The organism is Streptomyces sp. NPDC057702, assembly GCF_042799315.1.
Taxonomy (GTDB): domain Bacteria; phylum Actinomycetota; class Actinomycetes; order Streptomycetales; family Streptomycetaceae; genus Streptomyces.
Genome location: NZ_JBHVJC010000014.1, coordinates 135,243 through 153,082 on the forward strand (window position 1 = coordinate 135,243; position 17,840 = coordinate 153,082).

General features: G+C 75.0%; 20 protein-coding genes and 1 pseudogene. 2 read left to right on the top strand and 19 right to left on the bottom strand.

Annotated elements, in window-relative coordinates; translation table 11 throughout:
• Nucleotides 1–19 precede the first annotated feature (19 nt).
• From ACFVFR_RS13170 to hisI, 14 genes are all read right to left on the bottom strand, one after another.
• On the bottom strand, nt 20–751 hold the full coding sequence (locus ACFVFR_RS13170; RefSeq protein WP_383700588.1) for a VIT1/CCC1 transporter family protein: 732 nt from the start codon (nt 749–751) through the stop codon (nt 20–22).
• Between the two features lie 341 nt (nt 752–1,092).
• Nucleotides 1,093–2,100: a prolipoprotein diacylglyceryl transferase gene (gene lgt, locus ACFVFR_RS13175; RefSeq protein ID WP_383700590.1), complete on the bottom strand. Its 1,008-nt coding sequence runs from the start codon at nt 2,098–2,100 to the stop codon at nt 1,093–1,095.
• Nucleotides 2,101–2,199: 99 nt separating this feature from the next.
• Nucleotides 2,200–2,988, bottom strand: coding sequence for a DsbA family protein (locus tag ACFVFR_RS13180; protein WP_383700592.1), 789 nt, complete (start codon nt 2,986–2,988; stop codon nt 2,200–2,202).
• Between the two features lie 124 nt (nt 2,989–3,112).
• Nucleotides 3,113–3,694, bottom strand: coding sequence for a Clp protease N-terminal domain-containing protein (locus tag ACFVFR_RS13185; protein ID WP_383700711.1), 582 nt, complete (start codon nt 3,692–3,694; stop codon nt 3,113–3,115).
• A gap of 2 nt (nt 3,695–3,696) precedes the next feature.
• Nucleotides 3,697–3,906: a helix-turn-helix domain-containing protein gene (locus ACFVFR_RS13190; RefSeq protein WP_383700594.1), complete on the bottom strand. Its 210-nt coding sequence runs from the start codon at nt 3,904–3,906 to the stop codon at nt 3,697–3,699.
• Nucleotides 3,907–4,043: 137 nt separating this feature from the next.
• Nucleotides 4,044–4,859 (bottom strand): tryptophan synthase subunit alpha, encoded by an 816-nt coding sequence (trpA, locus tag ACFVFR_RS13195; RefSeq protein WP_383700596.1) that lies wholly within the window; start codon nt 4,857–4,859, stop codon nt 4,044–4,046.
• On the bottom strand, nt 4,856–6,115 hold the full coding sequence (gene trpB, locus ACFVFR_RS13200; RefSeq protein ID WP_383700598.1) for a tryptophan synthase subunit beta: 1,260 nt from the start codon (nt 6,113–6,115) through the stop codon (nt 4,856–4,858). Before trpB ends, trpA begins: the two co-directional genes overlap by 4 nt.
• Before the next feature lie 343 nt (nt 6,116–6,458).
• Nucleotides 6,459–6,626, bottom strand: coding sequence for a tryptophan biosynthesis modulator TrpM (trpM, locus tag ACFVFR_RS13205; protein WP_383700600.1), 168 nt, complete (start codon nt 6,624–6,626; stop codon nt 6,459–6,461).
• An 8-nt stretch (nt 6,627–6,634) separates the two neighbouring features.
• Nucleotides 6,635–7,444, bottom strand: coding sequence for an indole-3-glycerol phosphate synthase TrpC (trpC, locus tag ACFVFR_RS13210; RefSeq protein ID WP_383700602.1), 810 nt, complete (start codon nt 7,442–7,444; stop codon nt 6,635–6,637).
• Between the two features lie 159 nt (nt 7,445–7,603).
• Nucleotides 7,604–8,095, bottom strand: a complete 492-nt coding sequence (locus ACFVFR_RS13215) for a DUF2752 domain-containing protein (protein WP_383700604.1) — start codon at nt 8,093–8,095, stop codon at nt 7,604–7,606.
• A 524-nt stretch (nt 8,096–8,619) separates the two neighbouring features.
• Complete coding sequence (locus tag ACFVFR_RS13220; RefSeq protein ID WP_383700606.1) at nt 8,620–8,850, bottom strand: HGxxPAAW family protein; 231 nt, start codon at nt 8,848–8,850, stop codon at nt 8,620–8,622.
• Nucleotides 8,851–9,292: 442 nt separating this feature from the next.
• The gene (locus ACFVFR_RS13225) at nt 9,293–9,970 is read right to left on the bottom strand and encodes a TIGR02234 family membrane protein (protein ID WP_383700608.1); all 678 of its coding nucleotides are present in this window, start codon (nt 9,968–9,970) and stop codon (nt 9,293–9,295) included.
• A gap of 259 nt (nt 9,971–10,229) precedes the next feature.
• Complete coding sequence (locus ACFVFR_RS13230; protein WP_383700713.1) at nt 10,230–11,831, bottom strand: anthranilate synthase component I; 1,602 nt, start codon at nt 11,829–11,831, stop codon at nt 10,230–10,232.
• Between the two features lie 208 nt (nt 11,832–12,039).
• Nucleotides 12,040–12,429, bottom strand: coding sequence for a phosphoribosyl-AMP cyclohydrolase (gene hisI / locus ACFVFR_RS13235; RefSeq protein ID WP_383700610.1), 390 nt, complete (start codon nt 12,427–12,429; stop codon nt 12,040–12,042).
• A gap of 624 nt (nt 12,430–13,053) precedes the next feature.
• Between hisI and ACFVFR_RS13240 the strand changes: the two genes are divergently transcribed.
• A complete protein-coding gene (locus ACFVFR_RS13240; protein WP_383700612.1) occupies nt 13,054–13,809 on the top strand; it encodes a hypothetical protein in 756 nt (251 codons plus the stop codon).
• Nucleotides 13,810–13,945: 136 nt separating this feature from the next.
• A complete protein-coding gene (locus tag ACFVFR_RS13245) occupies nt 13,946–14,578 on the top strand; it encodes a TIGR03085 family metal-binding protein (RefSeq protein ID WP_383700614.1) in 633 nt (210 codons plus the stop codon).
• Nucleotides 14,579–14,809: 231 nt separating this feature from the next.
• Here the strand turns inward: ACFVFR_RS13245 and hisF are convergent, their stop codons facing one another.
• From hisF to ACFVFR_RS13270, 5 genes and pseudogenes are all read right to left on the bottom strand, one after another.
• Nucleotides 14,810–15,580 (bottom strand): imidazole glycerol phosphate synthase subunit HisF, encoded by a 771-nt coding sequence (gene hisF / locus ACFVFR_RS13250; protein WP_383700616.1) that lies wholly within the window; start codon nt 15,578–15,580, stop codon nt 14,810–14,812.
• A 149-nt stretch (nt 15,581–15,729) separates the two neighbouring features.
• Nucleotides 15,730–16,134: pseudogene (locus tag ACFVFR_RS13255) on the bottom strand (RidA family protein); the annotation flags it as partial.
• Complete coding sequence (gene priA, locus ACFVFR_RS13260; protein WP_383700618.1) at nt 16,131–16,856, bottom strand: bifunctional 1-(5-phosphoribosyl)-5-((5-phosphoribosylamino)methylideneamino)imidazole-4-carboxamide isomerase/phosphoribosylanthranilate isomerase PriA; 726 nt, start codon at nt 16,854–16,856, stop codon at nt 16,131–16,133. The pseudogene ACFVFR_RS13255 and the gene priA, both read right to left, overlap by 4 nt.
• 117 nt (nt 16,857–16,973) lie before the next feature.
• Nucleotides 16,974–17,618, bottom strand: a complete 645-nt coding sequence (gene hisH, locus ACFVFR_RS13265; RefSeq protein ID WP_383700620.1) for an imidazole glycerol phosphate synthase subunit HisH — start codon at nt 17,616–17,618, stop codon at nt 16,974–16,976.
• Nucleotides 17,615–17,782 carry a hypothetical protein gene (locus ACFVFR_RS13270; protein ID WP_383700622.1) on the bottom strand — a complete coding sequence of 56 codons (168 nt, stop codon included), beginning with the start codon at nt 17,780–17,782 and terminating at the stop codon, nt 17,615–17,617. Before ACFVFR_RS13270 ends, hisH begins: the two co-directional genes overlap by 4 nt.
• Nucleotides 17,783–17,840 lie beyond the last annotated feature (58 nt).

Genomic DNA, 17,840 nt, shown 5'->3' on the forward strand with positions numbered 1-17,840 from the left:
CATGATTCATCACCCCAGGTCACCCGATAGCCGTCCCGAGCAGGGCCCCGAGGGCGTACGTCACGCCGGCGGCGGCACCACCCAGCGCCAGCTGCCGCAGCCCGCTGAACCACCACGTGCGGGCCGTCACGCGGGCCACCACCGCCCCGCACCCGAACAGGCCCACCAGCGCGAGCAGCACCGCCGGCCACAGCGCCCCGGCGCCCAGCAGGTACGGCAGCAGGGGCAGCAGCGCGCCGAGCGCGAAGGCCCCGAACGAGGAGAGCGCCGCGACCAGCGGCGAGGGCAGGTCGCCCGGGTCCACGCCCAGTTCCTCGCGCGCGTGCACCTCAAGGGCCCGGTCCGGGTCCACCGAGAGCTGCCGGGCCACCTCGCGGGCCAGCTTCGGCTCGACCCCGCGTGACTCGTACAGCGCCGCCAGCTCAAGGAGTTCGTCGCCCGGGTGGCTGCGCAGCTCGCGGCGCTCGATCTCCAGCTCGGCCAGCACCAGTTCGCGCTGCGAGGCCACCGAGGTGTACTCCCCCGCGGCCATCGAGAACGCGCCGGCCGCCAGTCCGGCCAGGCCCGTGATCACGATGGTCTGCTGCGAGACGGCGCCGCCGGCGACGCCGGTCATCAGGGCGAGGTTGGACACCAGGCCGTCCATGGCGCCGAAGACCGCCGGCCGCAGCCAGCCGCCGTTGACGTCCCGGTGGGTGTGGTTGTCACGGTGGGCGACGTGCGGCGGCTGTGCGGCGGTCATGACGGACATGAGGTAGAGCTCTCCCTTCGCGGGGCGGCGGGCGTCTCACCCGCCACCAACGACTCGAAGGTACGCTCGAATTCCCCGCCTCCGCCAGCAAGGAAGGCCGAACTTACCTCGCTGACCTGCGCGAACGCCGAACCGGCCGTACCAGGCCAGTCCGCGACCACGGCCCCGCGCGCCAGCATCCGGCGACGACCCCACGCGCCCGAGGGGCCCGCGACCGACACCCTCGCGCGCCGACCCCCGGCCCGGCGGCCACGGACAGCGACCGGCGGGCACGCGAGAGGCCGCCGGACCTCTGTGGTCCGACGGCCTCTCGCGTGCGCGACGGGTCTACGCCCGGGCGCTCAGCCCTTCTTCGACGGCTCGACGCCCGTGGCGCCGGCCGCCCCGTCCGCGGCGTCCCCGCCCGTGGCGGCCTCGCCTCCGCTCGCCCCGTCGTCGGCGTCCGCGTCGGGGCGGGCGCCCTTCGGGTCGTCCGTGGCGGCCGGTCCGGCGTCGGACGCCTCGGCCACCGGGGTGCCGGACGTGGCGACCGCGGCCGGCTCCACCACGGCCTCCCGCCCCGGGCTGAGCCGCGCGGAGACCACGATGTAGGCCACGGCCGCCAGGAAGACGACGATCGCGGTCCAGTTGTTCAGCCGCAGGCCGAGCACCTCGTGCGCCTCGTCCACGCGCAGGTACTCCGTCCAGAACCGGCCCACCGTGTACGCGGCGACGTAGAGCGCGAACGCCCGCCCGTGGCCGAGGGTGAACCGTCGGTCGGCCCAGATCACCAACAGCGCCACGCCCACACACCACAGCGACTCGTACAGGAACGTCGGGTGGTAGGTGCCCGCGACGGTGCCGGTGGCCGGGTCCGCGTCGATCTTCAGCGCCCACGGCAGGTCGGTGGCCTTGCCGAAGAGCTCCTGGTTGAACCAGTTGCCCCAGCGGCCGATCGCCTGGGCCAGCGCGATACCGGGGGCGATCGCGTCCGCGTACGCCGGCAGCGGGATGCCCCGGCGGCGACAGCCGATCCAGGCGCCGACCGCACCGAGCGCGATGGCCCCCCAGATACCGAGGCCGCCCTGCCAGATCTTGAACGCGTCGACCCAGTCCTCGCCCTCACCGAAGTACAGCTGGTAGTCGGTGATGACGTGGTAGAGCCGGCCGCCGATCAGCCCGAAGGGCACCGCCCACACGGCGATGTCGGCCACCGTGCCGACCTGGCCGCCACGGGCGACCCAGCGCCGCCCGCCGTACCAGACCGCGACGAAGACGCCGATGATGATGCAGAACGCGTAGCCGCGCAGCGGGATCGGGCCGAGATCGATCACGCCGGATGAGGGGCTGGGGATGTAAGCGAGGTCCATGACAGGGTCGACGCTACCCTGCCGGGCGGGAAGCGCGGCAACCCACCCGGCACAACGGCTGCATAACGGCCCACCCGCGCGGGACGGGTCCGCCGGCGGTCAGCCGCCCTTCTTCCCGGCCTTCTTGGCCACCTCCTTCTTCAGCTTCTCCGGGGTCAGCGGGTCGTCCTGGTCCCCGTAGACGTTCTCGCCATCGAGCAGGACGGTCGGCGTGGCACCGTGGCCCGACTTGTCGAACGCCTTGTCCACCTTCCGCACCCAGCTGTCGTGGGTCCCCTTGTTCACACAGGCCCGGAAGGCCGGGGTGTCCAGGCCCTCCACCTTGCCGGCCAGCTCGATCAGGTGGCCCCGGTCCGCGAAGGCGTCGTCCTGCTCGCGCGGCTGGTTCTGGTAGAGCACGTCGTGGTAGGCGGGGAACTTCCCGGCGTCCTGGGCGCAGGCCGCCGCGTTGGCCGCGCGCAGCGATCCGCTGCCGCCCATGTTGCCGTCGATCAGTCGGACCAGGTGGTACTCGGCCCTGAGCTGGCCGGCCTCGCGCAGCTCGGTGATCGTCTGCCGGAAGCCGTTCTCGAAGCCGGCGCAGCCGGGGCAGCGGAAGTCCTCGAAGACGGTGAGGGTGGCGGGCGCGTTGGCGGCGCCGGCCGGAATGGCCACCCGCTCCTCACCGGTCGCGCCCTTCGGGTCGACCACCGGGCCGCGCGCGTCGGCGTCGTCGTCGTCCTTGTGGCTGGCGATCAGGGCGCCGATGCCGCCTACCGCGCCGAGCACCACGACGATGACGCCGGCCGCGATATAGGTGCGCTTGCGCTTGTTTCGCGCCTCGTCCTTCGCGCGCTGTTCCTGCAGCCGCTCGCGAGCGCTGCGCTTGTCGTTACGGTTGTGACTCACGCCCGTACACAACGAGACGGACGAGCACGGCTGCGCTCCCCCGCCCGGTATTCGCCCGAACGAGCGACTCCGCGCGCGGCCGGCACGGGCGTCCACCCGGCAGTGTGGCGCGCGAAGGACCAGGTCAGCCCGTCGCGGCGCGCCCCACCTCGGGTACGGCCAGCACGCGCTCCAGCTCGGCCCGCGACGCCCCGTACTCGGCCATGACGTCCCCCACCACACCGGCCCCCGCCGCGAGCCCGAGGAGCAGGTGCTGGTCTCCGATCTGGCGCTCGCCACGCCCCTGGGCGACCCGTAGCGCGCGCTCCAGCGAGGACTTGGCCTCGCGCGAGAACGGGCGGTGCCCGCGAGGCCACCACCAGCGCGGCCCGCGATCGGCGGCCAGCGCGTCGGGCCCGTGCGCGTCCTCCACCCGGGCCACGATCGCGCTGACGTCCACGCCCAGCTGGGCCAGTGCCGCGATGTCGGCGCGCGAGAGCCCGCCCACCCGCCTGGCCTCCTGTAACGCCGCGGTCAGTTCCGTGCGCCGCTGGTCGACGCCGAGGGCGATCAGGGCGCGGGCACCCGGGGTCCGGCCCGGGTCGAGAAGGTCGAGCAGGGCGAGGAGCAGGTGCTCCTCGGTGATGGTCGTCGCCTCGGCCCGCTCGGCGTGTCGGACGGCGCCCTCCACCACGTCGCGGGCGCTCTGGGTGAACTTCTCCAGCATGGTCACTGCCTCCCGTACTTCTTGTGCACGGCCTGCCTGCTGACGCCGAGCTCGCTGGCGATCTCCTGCCACGACCAGCCCCGCGCCCGGGCACCGCGCACTTGGACGGCCTCCAACTGCTCCAGCAGACGCCGCAGGGCGGCCACCGCGCGCAGCCCGACCCGGGGGTCGTGATCGCCCGCGCGCTGGGCCAGATCGGTTGCCTCAGTCATGACGTCAACCTACGTTGACACGCGGGCCATGTCAACCAAGGTTGACGCACGCCTCTGGGCCGGGTCCGGACACGACCGCGCCCCGGACGGTCACACCGTCCGGGGCGCGGGGTGCGGGACGCACCGCCGAGGCGGGCTCAGCCGCGCTGGCGCACCCCCTTGGCCAGGTCGGTCGCGAGCGCGCGCACCCCGGCCAGACCCGCTTCGGTGTCGGGCGCCGCCAACAGCTCCTTGACGAAGGCCGAGCCGACGATCACCCCGTCGGCGAACTGGGCCACCTCGGCGGCCTGTTCCGCGTTGGAGACGCCCAGGCCCACACAGACCGGCAGCGTGGTGCTGGTCCGGGTGCGCGTCACCAGTTCCTCGGCCTCGCGGCCGACCGAGGCGCGGGTTCCGGTCACGCCCATCAGCGACGCGGCGTACACGAAGCCGCTGCCGGCGGCCGTGATGGTGGCCAGCCGCTCGTCCCGGCTGCTGGGCGCGACGACGAAGACCGTCGCCAGGCCGTGCCGCTCGGCGGCCTCGCGCCAGGGGCCCGACTCCTGCACCGGCAGGTCGGGCAGGATGCAGCCCGCGCCACCGGCCTCGGCGAGCTCGGCGGCGAACCGCTCGACGCCGTAGCGGTCCACCGGGTTCCAGTACGTCATGCACAGCACCGGCGCGCCGGTGGCCGCGTGCACCTCGCGCACCGTGCGGATGACGTCCACGATCTTCACGCCGCCGCGCAGCGCGATGTCGTCGGCGGTCTGGATGACCGGGCCGTCCAGGACCGGGTCGCTGTGCGGCAGCCCGACCTCCACGATGTCGCAGCCGCCCTCGATCATGGCCGAGATGGCGCGTACGCCCCCGTCCACGGTGGGGAAGCCGGCCGGCAGGTAGCCGACCAGCGCGGCCCGGTTCTCGGCCCTGGCCCGGGCCAGCGTGTCGTTCAGCAGGCTGATGTTGCCGCTCACTTGGCCCCCTCCTCGCCCGCCGCGTCGGACGGCGTGTCGTACAGCCCGAAGTAGCGGGCCGCGGTGTCCATGTCCTTGTCGCCGCGCCCGGAGAGGTTGACCAACAGCAGCCCCTCGGGGCCGAGTTCGCGGCCCAGCTCCAGCGCGCCGGCCAGCGCGTGGGCGCTTTCGATGGCCGGGATGATGCCCTCGGTCTGCGACAGCAGCCGCAGCGCCCGCATCGCCGCGTCGTCGGTGGCCGAGCGGTACTCGGCCCGCCCGGCGTCCTTGAGGTAGGCGTGCTCGGGGCCCACCCCCGGGTAGTCGAGCCCGGCGGAGATCGAGTACGGCTCGGTGATCTGCCCGTCGTCGTCCTGGAGGACGTAGGAGCGGGAGCCGTGCAGGATGCCGGGGTCGCCGACGCTCAGCGTGGCGGCGTGCTCGCCGCTGTCGATGCCGTGCCCGGCGGGCTCGACGCCGACCAGCCGCACGTCCGTGTCCGGGAGGAAGGCGTGGAAGAGGCCGATGGCGTTGGACCCGCCACCGACGCAGGCCACGGCGGCGTCCGGCAGCCGGCCGACGCGCTCCAGGAGCTGACGCCGGGCCTCGACGCCGATGACCCGGTGGAAGTCGCGCACCAGCGCCGGGAAGGGGTGCGGCCCGGCGACGGTACCGAACAGGTAGTGGGTGCGGTCCACGTTGGCGACCCAGTCGCGGAACGCCTCGTTGATGGCGTCCTTCAGGGTGCGGCTGCCGGACTTCACGGCGATGACCTCGGCACCGAGCATGCGCATCCGGGCCACGTTCAGGGCCTGGCGCTCGGTGTCGACCTCGCCCATGTAGATGGTGCACTCCAGGCCGAAGAGGGCGCACGCGGTGGCGGTGGCCACGCCGTGCTGCCCGGCGCCGGTCTCGGCGATGACCCGGGTCTTGCCCATCCGCCGGGTGAGCAGCGCCTGCCCCAACACGTTGTTGATCTTGTGGGAGCCGGTGTGGTTGAGGTCCTCCCGCTTGAGGAAGACCCGCGCCCCGCCCGCGTGTTCGGCGAACCGGGGCACCTCGGTCAGGGCGCTGGGCCGCCCCGTGTAGTTGACCATCAGCTCGCCGAGTTCGGCGGCGAACGCGGGGTCGGCCTTGGCCTTCTCGTACTCGGCGGCGACCTCGTCGACCGCGGCGACCAGCGCCTCGGGGATGAACGTGCCGCCGTACGCGCCGAAGTACCCCTCGGCGTTGGGGACCTGACCCTGGGGGTCGGGGATGAAGAACTCGGACGTCATGCGATGTGCTCCTCGAACGGGGCTGCTGCCCCGTGGATGTCACGCCGCGCCCGGCCCGTGCGTACGGCGCCACCGTCCCGGGCCACGCTGTGGTGGCCGGGTGGGGCGCCGCGCGCCGAGGGGGCGGCGGTGGGAGATCAGGACACGGAACGTCGCCGGCCGGCCATGCGCCCTCGGCGCGGACACCGGGGCGCGAGCGTGCGGGCGTACGGCATGCCGCCGTGGCGGCGGCCACGGCCGACCCGGGGCACGGCCCGCGAACGCGCCGCCCCGGGGCCGGACGGCCGGACGGGGGCGTACGCGCGAGGTGGCGGGGTCGTGCGGGGGCGGGGCGCGGCGCGGCTCAGCGGCCGGCGGGCGCCCCGGGCCATCGACGGCCGTTGACCTGGCCCGGCTCGCTGCCGATGTGGTAGCGCACCCGACGCCCCCGCACCCGACGGGCGGGCGCCCGGCAGCCGCGGTGCCAGGGGGGCAACGCGCGGCGGTCGGGCTCGGCGGGGGCGGCGGACACGGGGTGGCTCAGCTCCGGCCGTGCCGCAGCGCGGGGTGGGCGCCGGCGGCCACGAGGTCGGCCACGGCGGTCTTCGGGTCGCGGCCGGTGACCAGCGACTCACCGACGAGCACGGCGTCCGCGCCGTCGTTGGCGTACGCGATCAGGTCGTGCGGGCCGCGCACGCCCGACTCGGCGATCTTCACGATGTGCGACGGGATCTCGGGCGCGATCCGGGCGAAGTTGCCCCGGTCCACCTCAAGCGTCTTCAGGTCGCGGGCGTTGACGCCGATGATCCGCGCGCCGGCGGCCACGGCACGCTCCACCTCGTCCTCGTCGTGCGCCTCGACGAGCGGGGTGAGCCCGATCGACTCGGCGCGCTCGATCAGCGAGACCAGCGCCTCCTGGTCGAGGGCGGCGACGATGAGCAGGGCCAGGTCGGCGCCGTACGCACGGGCCTCCCACAGCTGGTAGGAGGTGACGATGAAGTCCTTGCGGAGCACGGGGATGTCCACCCGGGCCCGCACGGCCTCCAGATCGGCCAGCGAGCCGCCGAAGCGGCGCTGCTCGGTCAGCACGCTGATCACCGAGGCACCGCCCGCCTCGTAGTCGGCGGCGAGTCCGGCCGGGTCCGCGATGGCGGCCAGCGCGCCCTTGGACGGGCTGGAGCGCTTGACCTCGCAGATCACCTTGACGCTGTCACCCTTGAGCGCGGCGACGCCGTCCTTGGCCTGCGGCGCCTTCGCGGCGCGCTGCTTGAGCTCGTCGAGGCTGACACGCGCCTGCCGTTCGGCGAGGTCGACCCGGACTCCGTCGATGATCTCATCGAGCACACTCACGCGAGCAGCCCCCTTCCGATGGAGCTTGGTGGTCGGCGCCGGTGTGGCGGACGATCGCATCACCAGGCATGCCGATGGTATCTGGCGTGCCGGCGAGGTTGCGCATCCGGTTGACGGGAGCGCCACCATCTGGACGCCCGCCGAGGTGTCGGACAGGCGTCAGGGGGCCAGCGCCGCCCCGAAGGGCACGTTGCGTACCAGGGTGAACACCAGCACCGTCAACCCCACCGCGCTCCACAGGTAGCGGCCCTCACGCAGGCGCTCCAGCCCGCCCCGGAGCCGGCCGGCCGCGCGCCGGGGGGTGCCAGGCGGGCCGGGCGCACCGGGCCCAGCGGCGGCGCGGACGAACCAGCGGGTCCACAGGGCGACGAAGGCGACGTAGCCGAGGACCGCGAGCGCGTTGGCACCCAGTGCCGCCACGAGGTCGCCGTGGGCGAGGGCGTGGGCGCCGCGCAGCCCGCCGCAGCCGGGGCAGAGCACGCCGGTGTACTGGAGCAGCGGGCAGGCCGGGTAGTGCCCCGGCTCGTGGGGGTCGACCGCGGCCACCACCGCGAAGGCGCTCAGGACACCCGCGAGCACCCCGAGCGGGGCCAGGAGGCGACGCGGCGCGGCAGCGGCGCGCGGGCGGCTGGGGCGAGGCGGCGCGGACACGGTTCGAGTCTGCGCCCCCGCCGCCCCACCCGCAGCCCGGCGCGCGGCGGGCGGGGGCCGTCCGGGCGAGGGCGGGCGCCCGCGTGCGGGGGCCGGGCGTGCGGGGCTGGGCGCGTGGCGGGCCCGACGGTGGCGCCCGGTGGGCGGCGGTTCCGGGGCGCGGGGGCCGCGGGGGGTGCCGCGAGGCGGGGTGCGGGACCGGGTCTCTGGGCCGGGGCGCGAGGCTGCGGTGCGGCGAGGGCCCCGGAGCGTGGGGCCGGGCGGCGGCGCGGGCCTGGTGTGAGAAGGGACCGCTGGGGCGAGCGCCAGCGGCTCGCGGGGGACCGGCGGTGGGCCGGTGCCGGGGCCCGGTGGTGGCGCGGCTGGCCGGTCGGGGGCGTGGAGGCCGCGGGACGCGGGGCCAGGCGCGGTACGACGCGGGGCCAGGCGCGGTACGGGGCGGTCGGCGCGTACGGCGCGTACGCGTCCAAGGGGGGCCCGTGGGCCCGGGGCGCGCCCCGGGCCCGGCCGGTGCAGGGTGCCGGTTACGACTGCGGGCTGTGCCGCACCACCTGCGGCTTCCGCTTGGGCTGTCCCATGCCGGCGGCCGACATGCCCATGCCCACGATGCCGCCGAGCACGACCACACCGAGACCCGCCCAGAAGCCCACCGGCTTGGCCATCACGGTGAACGCGCCGGAGACGCAGAATCCGATGAAGGCGATGGTGACGCCGGTCCAGGCGGCCGGGGTGTGTCCGTGACTGGTACCCGCCATGAGTTCTCCTCGTTCGCTGTGTCGCTCCCCCCGGGCCGCGCCTGGCGACCGGACGGCGCCTGGCGGGTGGCCGGGGAGATGTCCCCGGGATCGGGGCACGGGGCTGCGTGGGTCCATTGTCCCTGACGTGCTGATGCGAGATCAGCCTGGGGTGGGCCGAGTGGGAGGCCGCCGTGCCCGGTGGGGGCGACGGACACCGCCGACCCGTCGGGCCGGCGCCGGCTGCCCGGGGTCACCGCCGCCCGGCCGCGCCCCGTACGCCACCGGAGTCGGCCAGGCACGAGGCGGGTTCGACGCACGGGGGGCGGGGCGTGGGCGTGGGCCCCGACACGGGGTGGGTTCGGGCTCGACGGCGCGAGGCCCGAAGGGACACGGAGCCCGACGGCGCGAGGCCCGGAAGGCGCGGGGCGCGACGGCGTGCGGGCGGGGTTCGGCGCCGGGTTCAGCTCTCCCGGCCGGTGGGGTCCTCGCCCCGGTCCAGGGCCTTCCACAACTCCTCGGGCCGGTCGGGGTCGGGCGCGGTGCGGGTGCGGCGCGGGCGGTCACCGCCGGAGCCGGCCCGCTCGTAGCGGCCCGACATGGCGGGCCAGGCGCGGCCGTAGCACAGCGCGAGGACGCCGGCGAGGAAGATCAGGACGCCGCCGGCGAACGCGGCCCAGGGCCAGGGGGTGTGGGTGACGCCGTGGATGGCGGTGTCGGCGATGCCGGTGGTCTCGGCCGCCTTGCTCTCCAGTGCGGCGGTGTCGTCCAGGGCGAGCAGCGAGCCGACGGCGGTGCCCACGCCGCACAGGGCGAGGATGCCCGCGACCGCGTACCGGCTGAGCCCGCGCACGGCGAACACCGCGATGAGCGCGGCGAGGCCCACGATGGCCAGCGCTCCGGGCAGGCCGGTGATGTCCTGGCCGTCGGCCGCGCGGCGCAGGTCGCCCTGGGCGAAGACGGCGTCGCCCTCGGCCCAGGTGCGGCCGGACGCGAGGAGCACGAGGGCCGCGCCGAGCGCGGCGAACAGCAGCGCGACGGCGAGGCTGAGCTTGGTGCGCTTGCCCGCGGCACCGCCGCGTCCGGCGCGCGCGGCGGGCTCGGCTTGGCTACGGGGCTGGGGTACGGCGGCTGTACTCACGCCTACCACTATCCCTCACCGGGTGGTGCGGCAGGTCGCGCGGGGGTCACCGCGCCCGCCGGGCCGGTGTCGCGTCCCGCGCCCACCGCCCCCGACGCTCCCCCACGCGCCGCGCGTCACCCGCTCGGGCCGGGCGCCCACACCGGCGCCATCCGCCACGCCCGCCCCGTACGTCCCACGGAACGCCTGCCCCCACGGAACCCGCCTCCCGGATCGCACGCCGCACGGGCGTCGAGCCGTCGCGCCGGGCGGGCGCCCGCTACGCCCGTCGGGTGGGCGTCGCGCGCAGCCGGCCGGCCGTGCTGACCGCGCGCAGTACCGCCGCCGCCTTGTTGCGGCACTCCGTGTTCTCCGCCGCCGGGTCGGAGTCGGCGACCACGCCCGCGCCCGCCTGCACGTAGGCACGCCCGTCGCGGAGCAGGGCGGTGCGGATCGCGATCGCGGTGTCCGAGTCGCCGGCGAAGTCGAGGTAGCCGACGCAGCCGCCGTACAGCCCGCGCCGGGTGGGCTCGACCTCCTCGATGATCTGCATGGCGCGGGGCTTGGGCGCGCCGGAGAGGGTGCCGGCGGGGAAGCAGGCGGTGAGCACGTCGAAGGCGGTACGGCCCGGAGCCAGGGTGCCGGTGACGGTGGAGACGATGTGCATGACGTGGCTGTAGCGCTCGATGGACATGAAGTCCACGACCTCCACGCTGCCCGGCTCGCACACCCGGCCCAGGTCGTTGCGCCCGAGGTCGACGAGCATCAGGTGCTCGGCCCGCTCCTTCGGGTCGGCCAGGAGTTCCTCGGCGAGCGCGGCGTCCTCCTGGGGCGTCGCCCCGCGCGGCCGGGTGCCGGCGATGGGGTGCAGCATCGCGTACCCGTCCTCGACCTTGACCAGCGCCTCCGGGCTGGAGCCGACGACGTCGAAGGCGCCGGTGCCGTTCGCGTCGGGGAAGCGGAAGAGGTACATGTACGGGCTCGGGTTGGTGGCCCGCAGCACCCGGTACACGTCGAGCGCGCTGGCCTCGCAGGGCGTCTCGAACCGCTGCGAGGGCACCACCTGGAACGCCTCGCCGGCGTGGATGCGCTCCTTGATGTCGCGCACCACGTCCATGTACGCCTCGCCGCCCCACAGCGCGGTGAACTCCGGCAGTTCGGCGGCCGGCAGCACGGTGGGGCTGGTGGGCACCGGGCGGGCCAGGTCGGCGGTCATCGCGTCGAGTCGGGCGATGGCGTCGTCGTACGCCTCGTCCACGCCGGTGTCCAGGTCGTTGTGGTTGATGGCGTTGGCGATCAGCAGGACGGTGCCGTCCCAGTGGTCGAGCACGGCCAGGTCCGAGGTGAGGAGCATGGTCAGTTCGGGCAGTCGCAGGTCGTCGCGGCCCGAGTCGCCGATCCTCTCCAGGCGGCGCACGATGTCGTAGCCGAGGTAGCCGACCATGCCGCCGGTGAACGGCGGCAGGTGGATGAGGCCGCCCAGGTCGCGCGGGGTGTGCAGGGTCTCGACCGTGGCCCGCAGGGCGGCCAGCGGGTCGCCGTCGGTGGGGACGCCGACGGGCGGGGTGCCCAGCCAGTGCGCCTGGCCGTCGCGCTCGGTGAGGGTGGCGGCGCTGCGGACGCCGACGAAGGAGTAGCGGGACCAGGAGCGGCCGTTTTCCGCCGACTCCAGGAGGAAGGTGCCGGGCCGGCCGACCCAGCGGGCCTCGTCCTCGCCGGGCCCGCCGGCGGCCGTGTCGGCGGCGTCCGCGCCGGCCGTACGGGCGGAGCCCGCCAGTTTGCGGTAGAGGCCGACCGGGGTGTCGCCGTCCGCCAGCAGCCTGCGGCTGACGGGAATGACGCGGCGGTCCGCCGCCAGCTTCCGGAAGGTCTCGCGGTCCATGGTGCCCGTCGCGTCCGTCATACCCGCATCGCCCGTCGTGTCGTGCGCATCGAATGTCCTGGTGGTCCGGGGTCGAGCCCCGGTCTCGCTGGGGGGACCGGGGCCGGGGCCGGTCCGCGCCCCTCGTGTCGGCGCCACGGCGCCGGCTGGTGCCCCCGTCCCCGCCGGCGTCCGCGCGGGGCGCCGGCGGTCCTCATGGCAGCGGAGCCTACTGCCCGAGCGGCAGGCCGCCCGCGTCGAAGCAGGTCCGGTCGCCGGTGTGACAGGCCGCGCCGACCTGGTCCACCTTGACCAGCAGGGTGTCCGCGTCACAGTCCAGGGCCACCGACTTGACGTGCTGCACGTGCCCGGAGGTGTCGCCCTTGACCCAGTACTCGCGGCGGCTGCGGCTCCAGTACGTGCAGCGGCCCGTGGTCAACGTACGGTGCAGCGCCTCGTCGTCCATCCAGCCGAGCATCAACACCTCGCCGGTGTCGTACTGCTGGGCGATGGCGGGCACGAGGCCGTCGGCGTCGCGCTTGAGCCGGCCCGCGATGGCGGGGTCGAGGTCGCTCGCGCGGCCGGTCGGGACGCCGGCGGGGGAATCGGGGCTGGACATGGGCCCATTATGCCCAGCGGGGCGGCCCCGGGAGAGCCCGTTCCACCGGCACGGGCGCGCACCCCGACCACAGGCGCCACCCCCGCTCCCACGCGACCCCGCGCCAAACCCGCACGCCCGCGCCCCGTCGTCTCGCACGGCCCTGCCGAGGGCCCCGTGGGGACGCGCCGCCGCCGGTGCCGTACGCGGACCTCCCCCGCGCCGCCCGCCGGACGTCGCGGCCCGGGACCCGCGTCCGCCCTCGCGACCGCGCACCGGCCGTTCCTTCACCATCCGCTCCGCGAACGGTTACGTTTCAGCCACACCACTCCCGGCCGTCTCCCGCGCGCGGAAGGCGGCACCGCGTCCCCCGCGTCCCGGTTGTCCCACGATGCTCGGCCATCTCAGGCCCTGATGTGGGTGCATCCGGGGGTGAGTTGCCCCGCTAAGTGCGACTCTGTACGCACCTCGCGCCGCACTCGTCACGCCAGCCAGCCCGATGACGGTGCACCGCCACCCATGCGGCATGCTTTCGATATGACGTATCCGCCGCCGCCCAACGACCCTCATCAGCCAGGAAACCAAGGCGGCTTCGGTCCGCCGCAACAGGGTTTCGGGCCACCCGCCCCGCACGGAGGCCCGCCCATGGGCGGTCCCCCCATGCCGCCCGGTGGGCAGTTCCCGCCCGGCGGGGGGTACGGCGCGTACCCCCCGCCCCCGCCTCCGCCGCCCGGCCGTAACAACAAGAAGACCGCGGTCATAGCCGCCGTCTCGGTGCTCGCGATCGCCGCGGTCGTGGGCATCGTGGTCGCCGCCACCGGCGGGGACGACGACGGCGACAAGGCCGCCAAGAACAAGCCCAGCGGCGGCCCCAGCGTCACCGCGCCGAAGATCCCGACCGACATGCCGTCGATCGAGATCCCGACCCCGTCCGGGTCGCCGGGCCAGGGCGCGCCGGTCGAGGGCGGCACCGAGACGCCCAGCGCCGACCCGTCCACCAGCGATCCGTCCAGCGACACGTCGGCGTCACCGAGCGACCTGGTGCCCTACGTCGTGCTCAGCCCGGGCACCTGCTTCGACCACCCGGGGCTCGACTCCAGCGTGAAGAAGGTCGAGACGCGCTCGTGCAGCGGCCCGCACGACGGCGAGGTGATCTCCAACGCGACGCTGACCGGCTCCTTCAGCACCGAGAAGCAGATCCAGACGAAGGCGCTCGCGCTGTGCGAGACGGCCGCCAAGGGCCGGATGAAGACCGTCCCGGCCGGTAAGACGTTCTACTACTACGCGCTCTACCCCTCGCAGCCGACGTACACCATCCGTGGCCAGGACCAGGTCTCCTGCTCCCTGACGCTGAGCGCCTCCCCGGACGGTCCGAAGCTGACGGAGAAGCTGCCCAAGTAGCATCGCGGGCCTGCGGAGGGGCCCGCGTCGTCACGACCGGCGGTGGTACGGCCGCGCCGCGCACGCCGCGGCGCGGCTGCGCCACCCGGTACCGACCGCCGTGGCGGGGTACCCCCGACGGTCGTAGGGTGGCGGTATGTCTACGTACGCGAAGCGCGAACGGCTGCTGCTCGCCGACTTGTTGGAGGCGGCCGGACCGCAGGCCCCGACCCTGTGCGCGGGGTGGACCACCCGCGATCTGGCGGCCCATCTGGTGGTGCGCGAACGGCGCGGGGACGCCGCGGCCGGCATCCTGGTCAAGCCGCTGGCGGCCCGGCTCGCCCGGGTGCAGGACGAGTTCGCGGCCAAGCCGTACGAGGAACTGCTCCAGCTCATCCGCACCGGCCCGCCCCGGTTCTCCCCCTTCGCCCTCAAGCAGGTCGACGAGGCCGCGAACGTGGTGGAGTTCTACGTCCACGCCGAGGACGTCCGGCGCGCCCAGCCCGACTGGACCCCGCGCGCGCTCGACCCGGTCTTCTCCGACGCCCTGTGGAGCCGCGTCGAACGCTCGGCCCGCGCCCTGGCCCGCAAGAGCCCCGTCGGTCTCGTCGTCCGCGCCCCCGACGGCCGCACCGTCGTCGCCCACAAGGGCACGCCCGTCGTCACCCTCACCGCCGACCCCGCCGAGGCCCTGCTCTACCTCTACGGCCGCCAGCGGGTGGCACGCGTCCACACCGAGGGCGACAAGGCGGCCATCGCCCAGGCCCACGAGGCGGAACTGGGCCTGTAACCCCCGACCGCCCGCCTCCACACACCCCCGACCGCGCCCACGGTCCTCTGACACCACCGGGTCAGCCATGCCCTGACATCGCGGTGCGACAGCGCCCCTGTCGTGTTGCCGTGCCGGGACCGGCGTCCGGTCGCGGAGGTCAACGAGGTGTCGTGGAATCCGGGTGCGCACGCCCGCCCCGGGGTGCGGCCCCGCGCCCGCGCTCAGCTCGCCCGGGCCCGTGTCGTTGGGCTAGCGGACCGGGTGGCCCGCCTCGTGGAGAGTGGTCTTGACCTGGGGGATGGTGAGGTCGCCGAAGTGGAAGACGGAGGCCGCCAGGACGGCGTCGGCGCCGGCGGCGATCGCCGGGGGGAAGTCGGCGAGGCGGCCCGCGCCGCCGCTGGCGATGACGGGGACGGTGACCCGCGCGCGGACGGCCTTGATCATCGCGGTGTCGTAGCCGTCCTTCGTGCCGTCGGCGTCCATGGAGTTCAGCAGGATCTCGCCGGCGCCGAGTTCGGCCGCCTCGTGGGCCCAGGCGACGGCGTCCAGGCCGGTGCCGCGACGTCCGCCGTGGGTGGTGACCTCGTAGCCGGAGTCGGTCGTGGTGCCCTCCGGGCAGCGGCGCGCGTCCACCGACAGGACCAGCACCTGGCGTCCGAACCGCTCGGCGATCTCGCGGATCAGCTCCGGGCGGGCGATGGCGGCGGTGTTGACGCCGACCTTGTCCGCGCCCGCGCGCAGCAGGCGGTCCACGTCGTCGGGGGTGCGGACGCCGCCGCCGACGGTGAGCGGGATGAAGACCTGTTCGGCGGTGCGGCGGACCACGTCGTAGGTGGTCTCGCGGTCGCCGGAGGAGGCCGTGATGTCCAGGAAGGTGAGTTCGTCGGCGCCCTGCTCGCCGTACAGCCGGGCCAGCTCGACCGGGTCACCGGCGTCCCGCAGGTGCTGGAAGTTGACGCCCTTGACGACGCGGCCGTTGTCCACGTCGAGGCAGGGGATGACTCGGACCGCGAGGGTCATGGGATGCGTCCTTCGGTGCTGCCGGCCGGGCCGTCGGGCTCGGCGTCGGCCGGGTGGTCTGCGGGGGTGCGGGCCGCGCCGTCGGCCTCCGGGGCGCCGGGCCCGGCGAGCGGGTCGGCGGCGGGAGCGGCCGGGGCGCCGCCGGGGGCGAACGCCTCGAGTTCCACCTCGACCAGCACCCGCGAGTCCACGAAGCCGGAGACGACGACCAGCGTGGTGGCCGGCCGCGCGGCGTCGAAGACCTCCTTGTGGGCGCGGCTGACGGCGTCCACGTCACGCGCGTGGGTGAGGTAGAGGCGGGTGCGGATGACGGACCCGGCGCCCAGCCCGAAGCGCTCCAGCGCGCCGAGCGCGTTCCGCAGGGCCGCCCGGGTCTGCTCGTACGGGTCGCCCTCGCCCTGGAGCACGCCGGCCACCAGCGGCATCGTTCCGGCGACCAGGACGCGGTCGCCGGCGGCGACGGCCCGCGCGAAGCCGATCGTCTCCTCCCAGGGGCTGTCGCCCTGGTGCCGTTCGATGCCGTCCGGCCGGCGGGCGGGCTCGGGTGTGGTCATGCTGATACCGCCTCCAACGCCTCTTCCAAGGTAAACGCCCCGGCGTAGAGCGCCTTGCCGACGATGGCGCCCTCGACGCCCACCGGTACCAGTGCGGCCAGGGCACGCAGGTCGTCGAGGGAGGAGACGCCGCCGGAGGCGACGACGGGGCGGTCGGTGGCGGCGCACACGTCCCGCAGGAGCTGGAGGTTCGGCCCCTGGAGAGTGCCGTCCTTGGCGATGTCGGTGACCACGTAGCGGGCGCAGCCCTCGGCGTCCAGCCGGGCCAGGGTGGCGAACAGGTCGCCGCCGTCCCGGGTCCAGCCCCGGCCGCGCAGCGTGGTGCCGCGTACGTCCAGGCCCACGGCGACGCGCTCGCCGTGCTCGGCGATGACCCGGGCGACCCACTCCGGGGACTCCAGGGCCGCGGTGCCGAGGTTGACCCGGGTGCAGCCGGTGGCCAGGGCCGCGGCCAGCGAGGCGTCGTCGCGGATGCCGCCCGACAGCTCGACCTTGAGGTCCATGGCCTGGGTGACCTCGGCGATCTGGGCACGGTTGTCGCCGGTGCCGAACGCCGCGTCCAGGTCCACCAGATGCAGCCACTCGGCGCCCGCTTGCTGCCAGGTCAGCGCGGCGGCCAGCGGGTCGCCGTAGGAGGTCTCGGAGCCGGACTCCCCGTGGACGAGGCGGACGGCCTGGCCGTCGCGTACGTCGACGGCGGGGAGGAGTTCGAGCTTGCTCATCGGGTGCCAGTCTTTCGCGTCAGATACGAGTCGGAGACGTGCGGGGACGTGCGGTCGGGCCCGGCGGGGGCGCGACGGCGTCCGACGGTGGCCGGCCGGCGGCCGGCGCGCGGGCGCCTAGAGGGTGTCGAGCCAGTTGGTCAGCAGGTGCGCTCCGGCGTCGCCGGACTTCTCGGGGTGGAACTGGGTGGCGCGCAGCGGGCCGTTCTCGACGGCCGCGACGAACGGCTCGCCGTGCGTGGCCCAGGTGACCTGCGGCGGGCGTATCGCCGGGTTGGCGACCTCCAGTGACCACGCGCGGACCGCGTAGGAGTGCACGAAGTAGAACCGGGCGTCCGCGTCCAGGCCGGCGAAGAGCGCGGAGTCGGCGGCGGGGGCGACCGTGTTCCAGCCCATGTGCGGCACGACGGGCGCCTGGAGCGGCTCCACCGTGCCCGGCCACTCGTCCAGGCCCTCGGTCTCCACGCCGTGCTCGACGCCGCGCTCGAAGAGGATCTGCATCCCGACGCAGATGCCGAGGACGGGCCGCGAGCCGGCGAGGCGGCGGCCGACGATCCAGTCGCCACGGGCGGCCCGCAGGCCCTTCATGCAGGCGGCGAAGGCGCCCACGCCGGGGACCAGGAGCCCGTCGGCCGTCATGGCCCGGTCGTAGTCCCGGGTGATCTCCACGTCGGCGCCGACGTGGGCCAGCGCCCGCTCGGCGGAGCGCACGTTGCCAAAGCCGTAGTCGAAGACGACCACCGAGGGCCTGCGCCCGCTCATCCCCACACCCCGTTGATCCGCATGACGCCCGCCACCAGGCACATGGCGGCGCTGATGCCGAGCAGCACGATCACGCCCTTGGGCATCCCCTGCTTGGCGAAGGAGATGACACCGCCGAGGAGGAAGAGCCCGACGACGATGAGGACGGTAGACAGACCGTTCACAGGTTCCTTCCGGAGGGGGCCGGCGCGGGACGGGCCGTCGGGCCCGTGGCGCGCGCCG

Bases quoted from the DNA above. Each gene is read 5' to 3' on its own strand.
- lgt (WP_383700590.1), bottom strand. From the start codon at position 2,100: ATGGACCTCGCTTACATCCCCAGCCCCTCATCCGGCGTGATCGATCTC.
- hisH (WP_383700620.1), bottom strand. From the start codon at position 17,618: ATGAGCGGGCGCAGGCCCTCGGTGGTCGTCTTCGACTACGGCTTTGGC.
- priA (WP_383700618.1), bottom strand. From the start codon at position 16,856: ATGAGCAAGCTCGAACTCCTCCCCGCCGTCGACGTACGCGACGGCCAG.
- ACFVFR_RS13245 (WP_383700614.1), top strand. From the start codon at position 13,946: ATGTCTACGTACGCGAAGCGCGAACGGCTGCTGCTCGCCGACTTGTTG.
- trpB (WP_383700598.1), bottom strand. From the start codon at position 6,115: ATGACGTCCGAGTTCTTCATCCCCGACCCCCAGGGTCAGGTCCCCAAC.
- hisI (WP_383700610.1), bottom strand. From the start codon at position 12,429: ATGTCCAGCCCCGATTCCCCCGCCGGCGTCCCGACCGGCCGCGCGAGC.
- hisF (WP_383700616.1), bottom strand. From the start codon at position 15,580: ATGACCCTCGCGGTCCGAGTCATCCCCTGCCTCGACGTGGACAACGGC.
- ACFVFR_RS13230 (WP_383700713.1), bottom strand. From the start codon at position 11,831: ATGGACCGCGAGACCTTCCGGAAGCTGGCGGCGGACCGCCGCGTCATT.
- ACFVFR_RS13170 (WP_383700588.1), bottom strand. From the start codon at position 751: ATGTCCGTCATGACCGCCGCACAGCCGCCGCACGTCGCCCACCGTGAC.
- ACFVFR_RS13240 (WP_383700612.1), top strand. From the start codon at position 13,054: ATGGGCGGTCCCCCCATGCCGCCCGGTGGGCAGTTCCCGCCCGGCGGG.
- ACFVFR_RS13220 (WP_383700606.1), bottom strand. From the start codon at position 8,850: ATGGCGGGTACCAGTCACGGACACACCCCGGCCGCCTGGACCGGCGTC.
- ACFVFR_RS13190 (WP_383700594.1), bottom strand. From the start codon at position 3,906: ATGACTGAGGCAACCGATCTGGCCCAGCGCGCGGGCGATCACGACCCC.
- ACFVFR_RS13185 (WP_383700711.1), bottom strand. From the start codon at position 3,694: ATGCTGGAGAAGTTCACCCAGAGCGCCCGCGACGTGGTGGAGGGCGCC.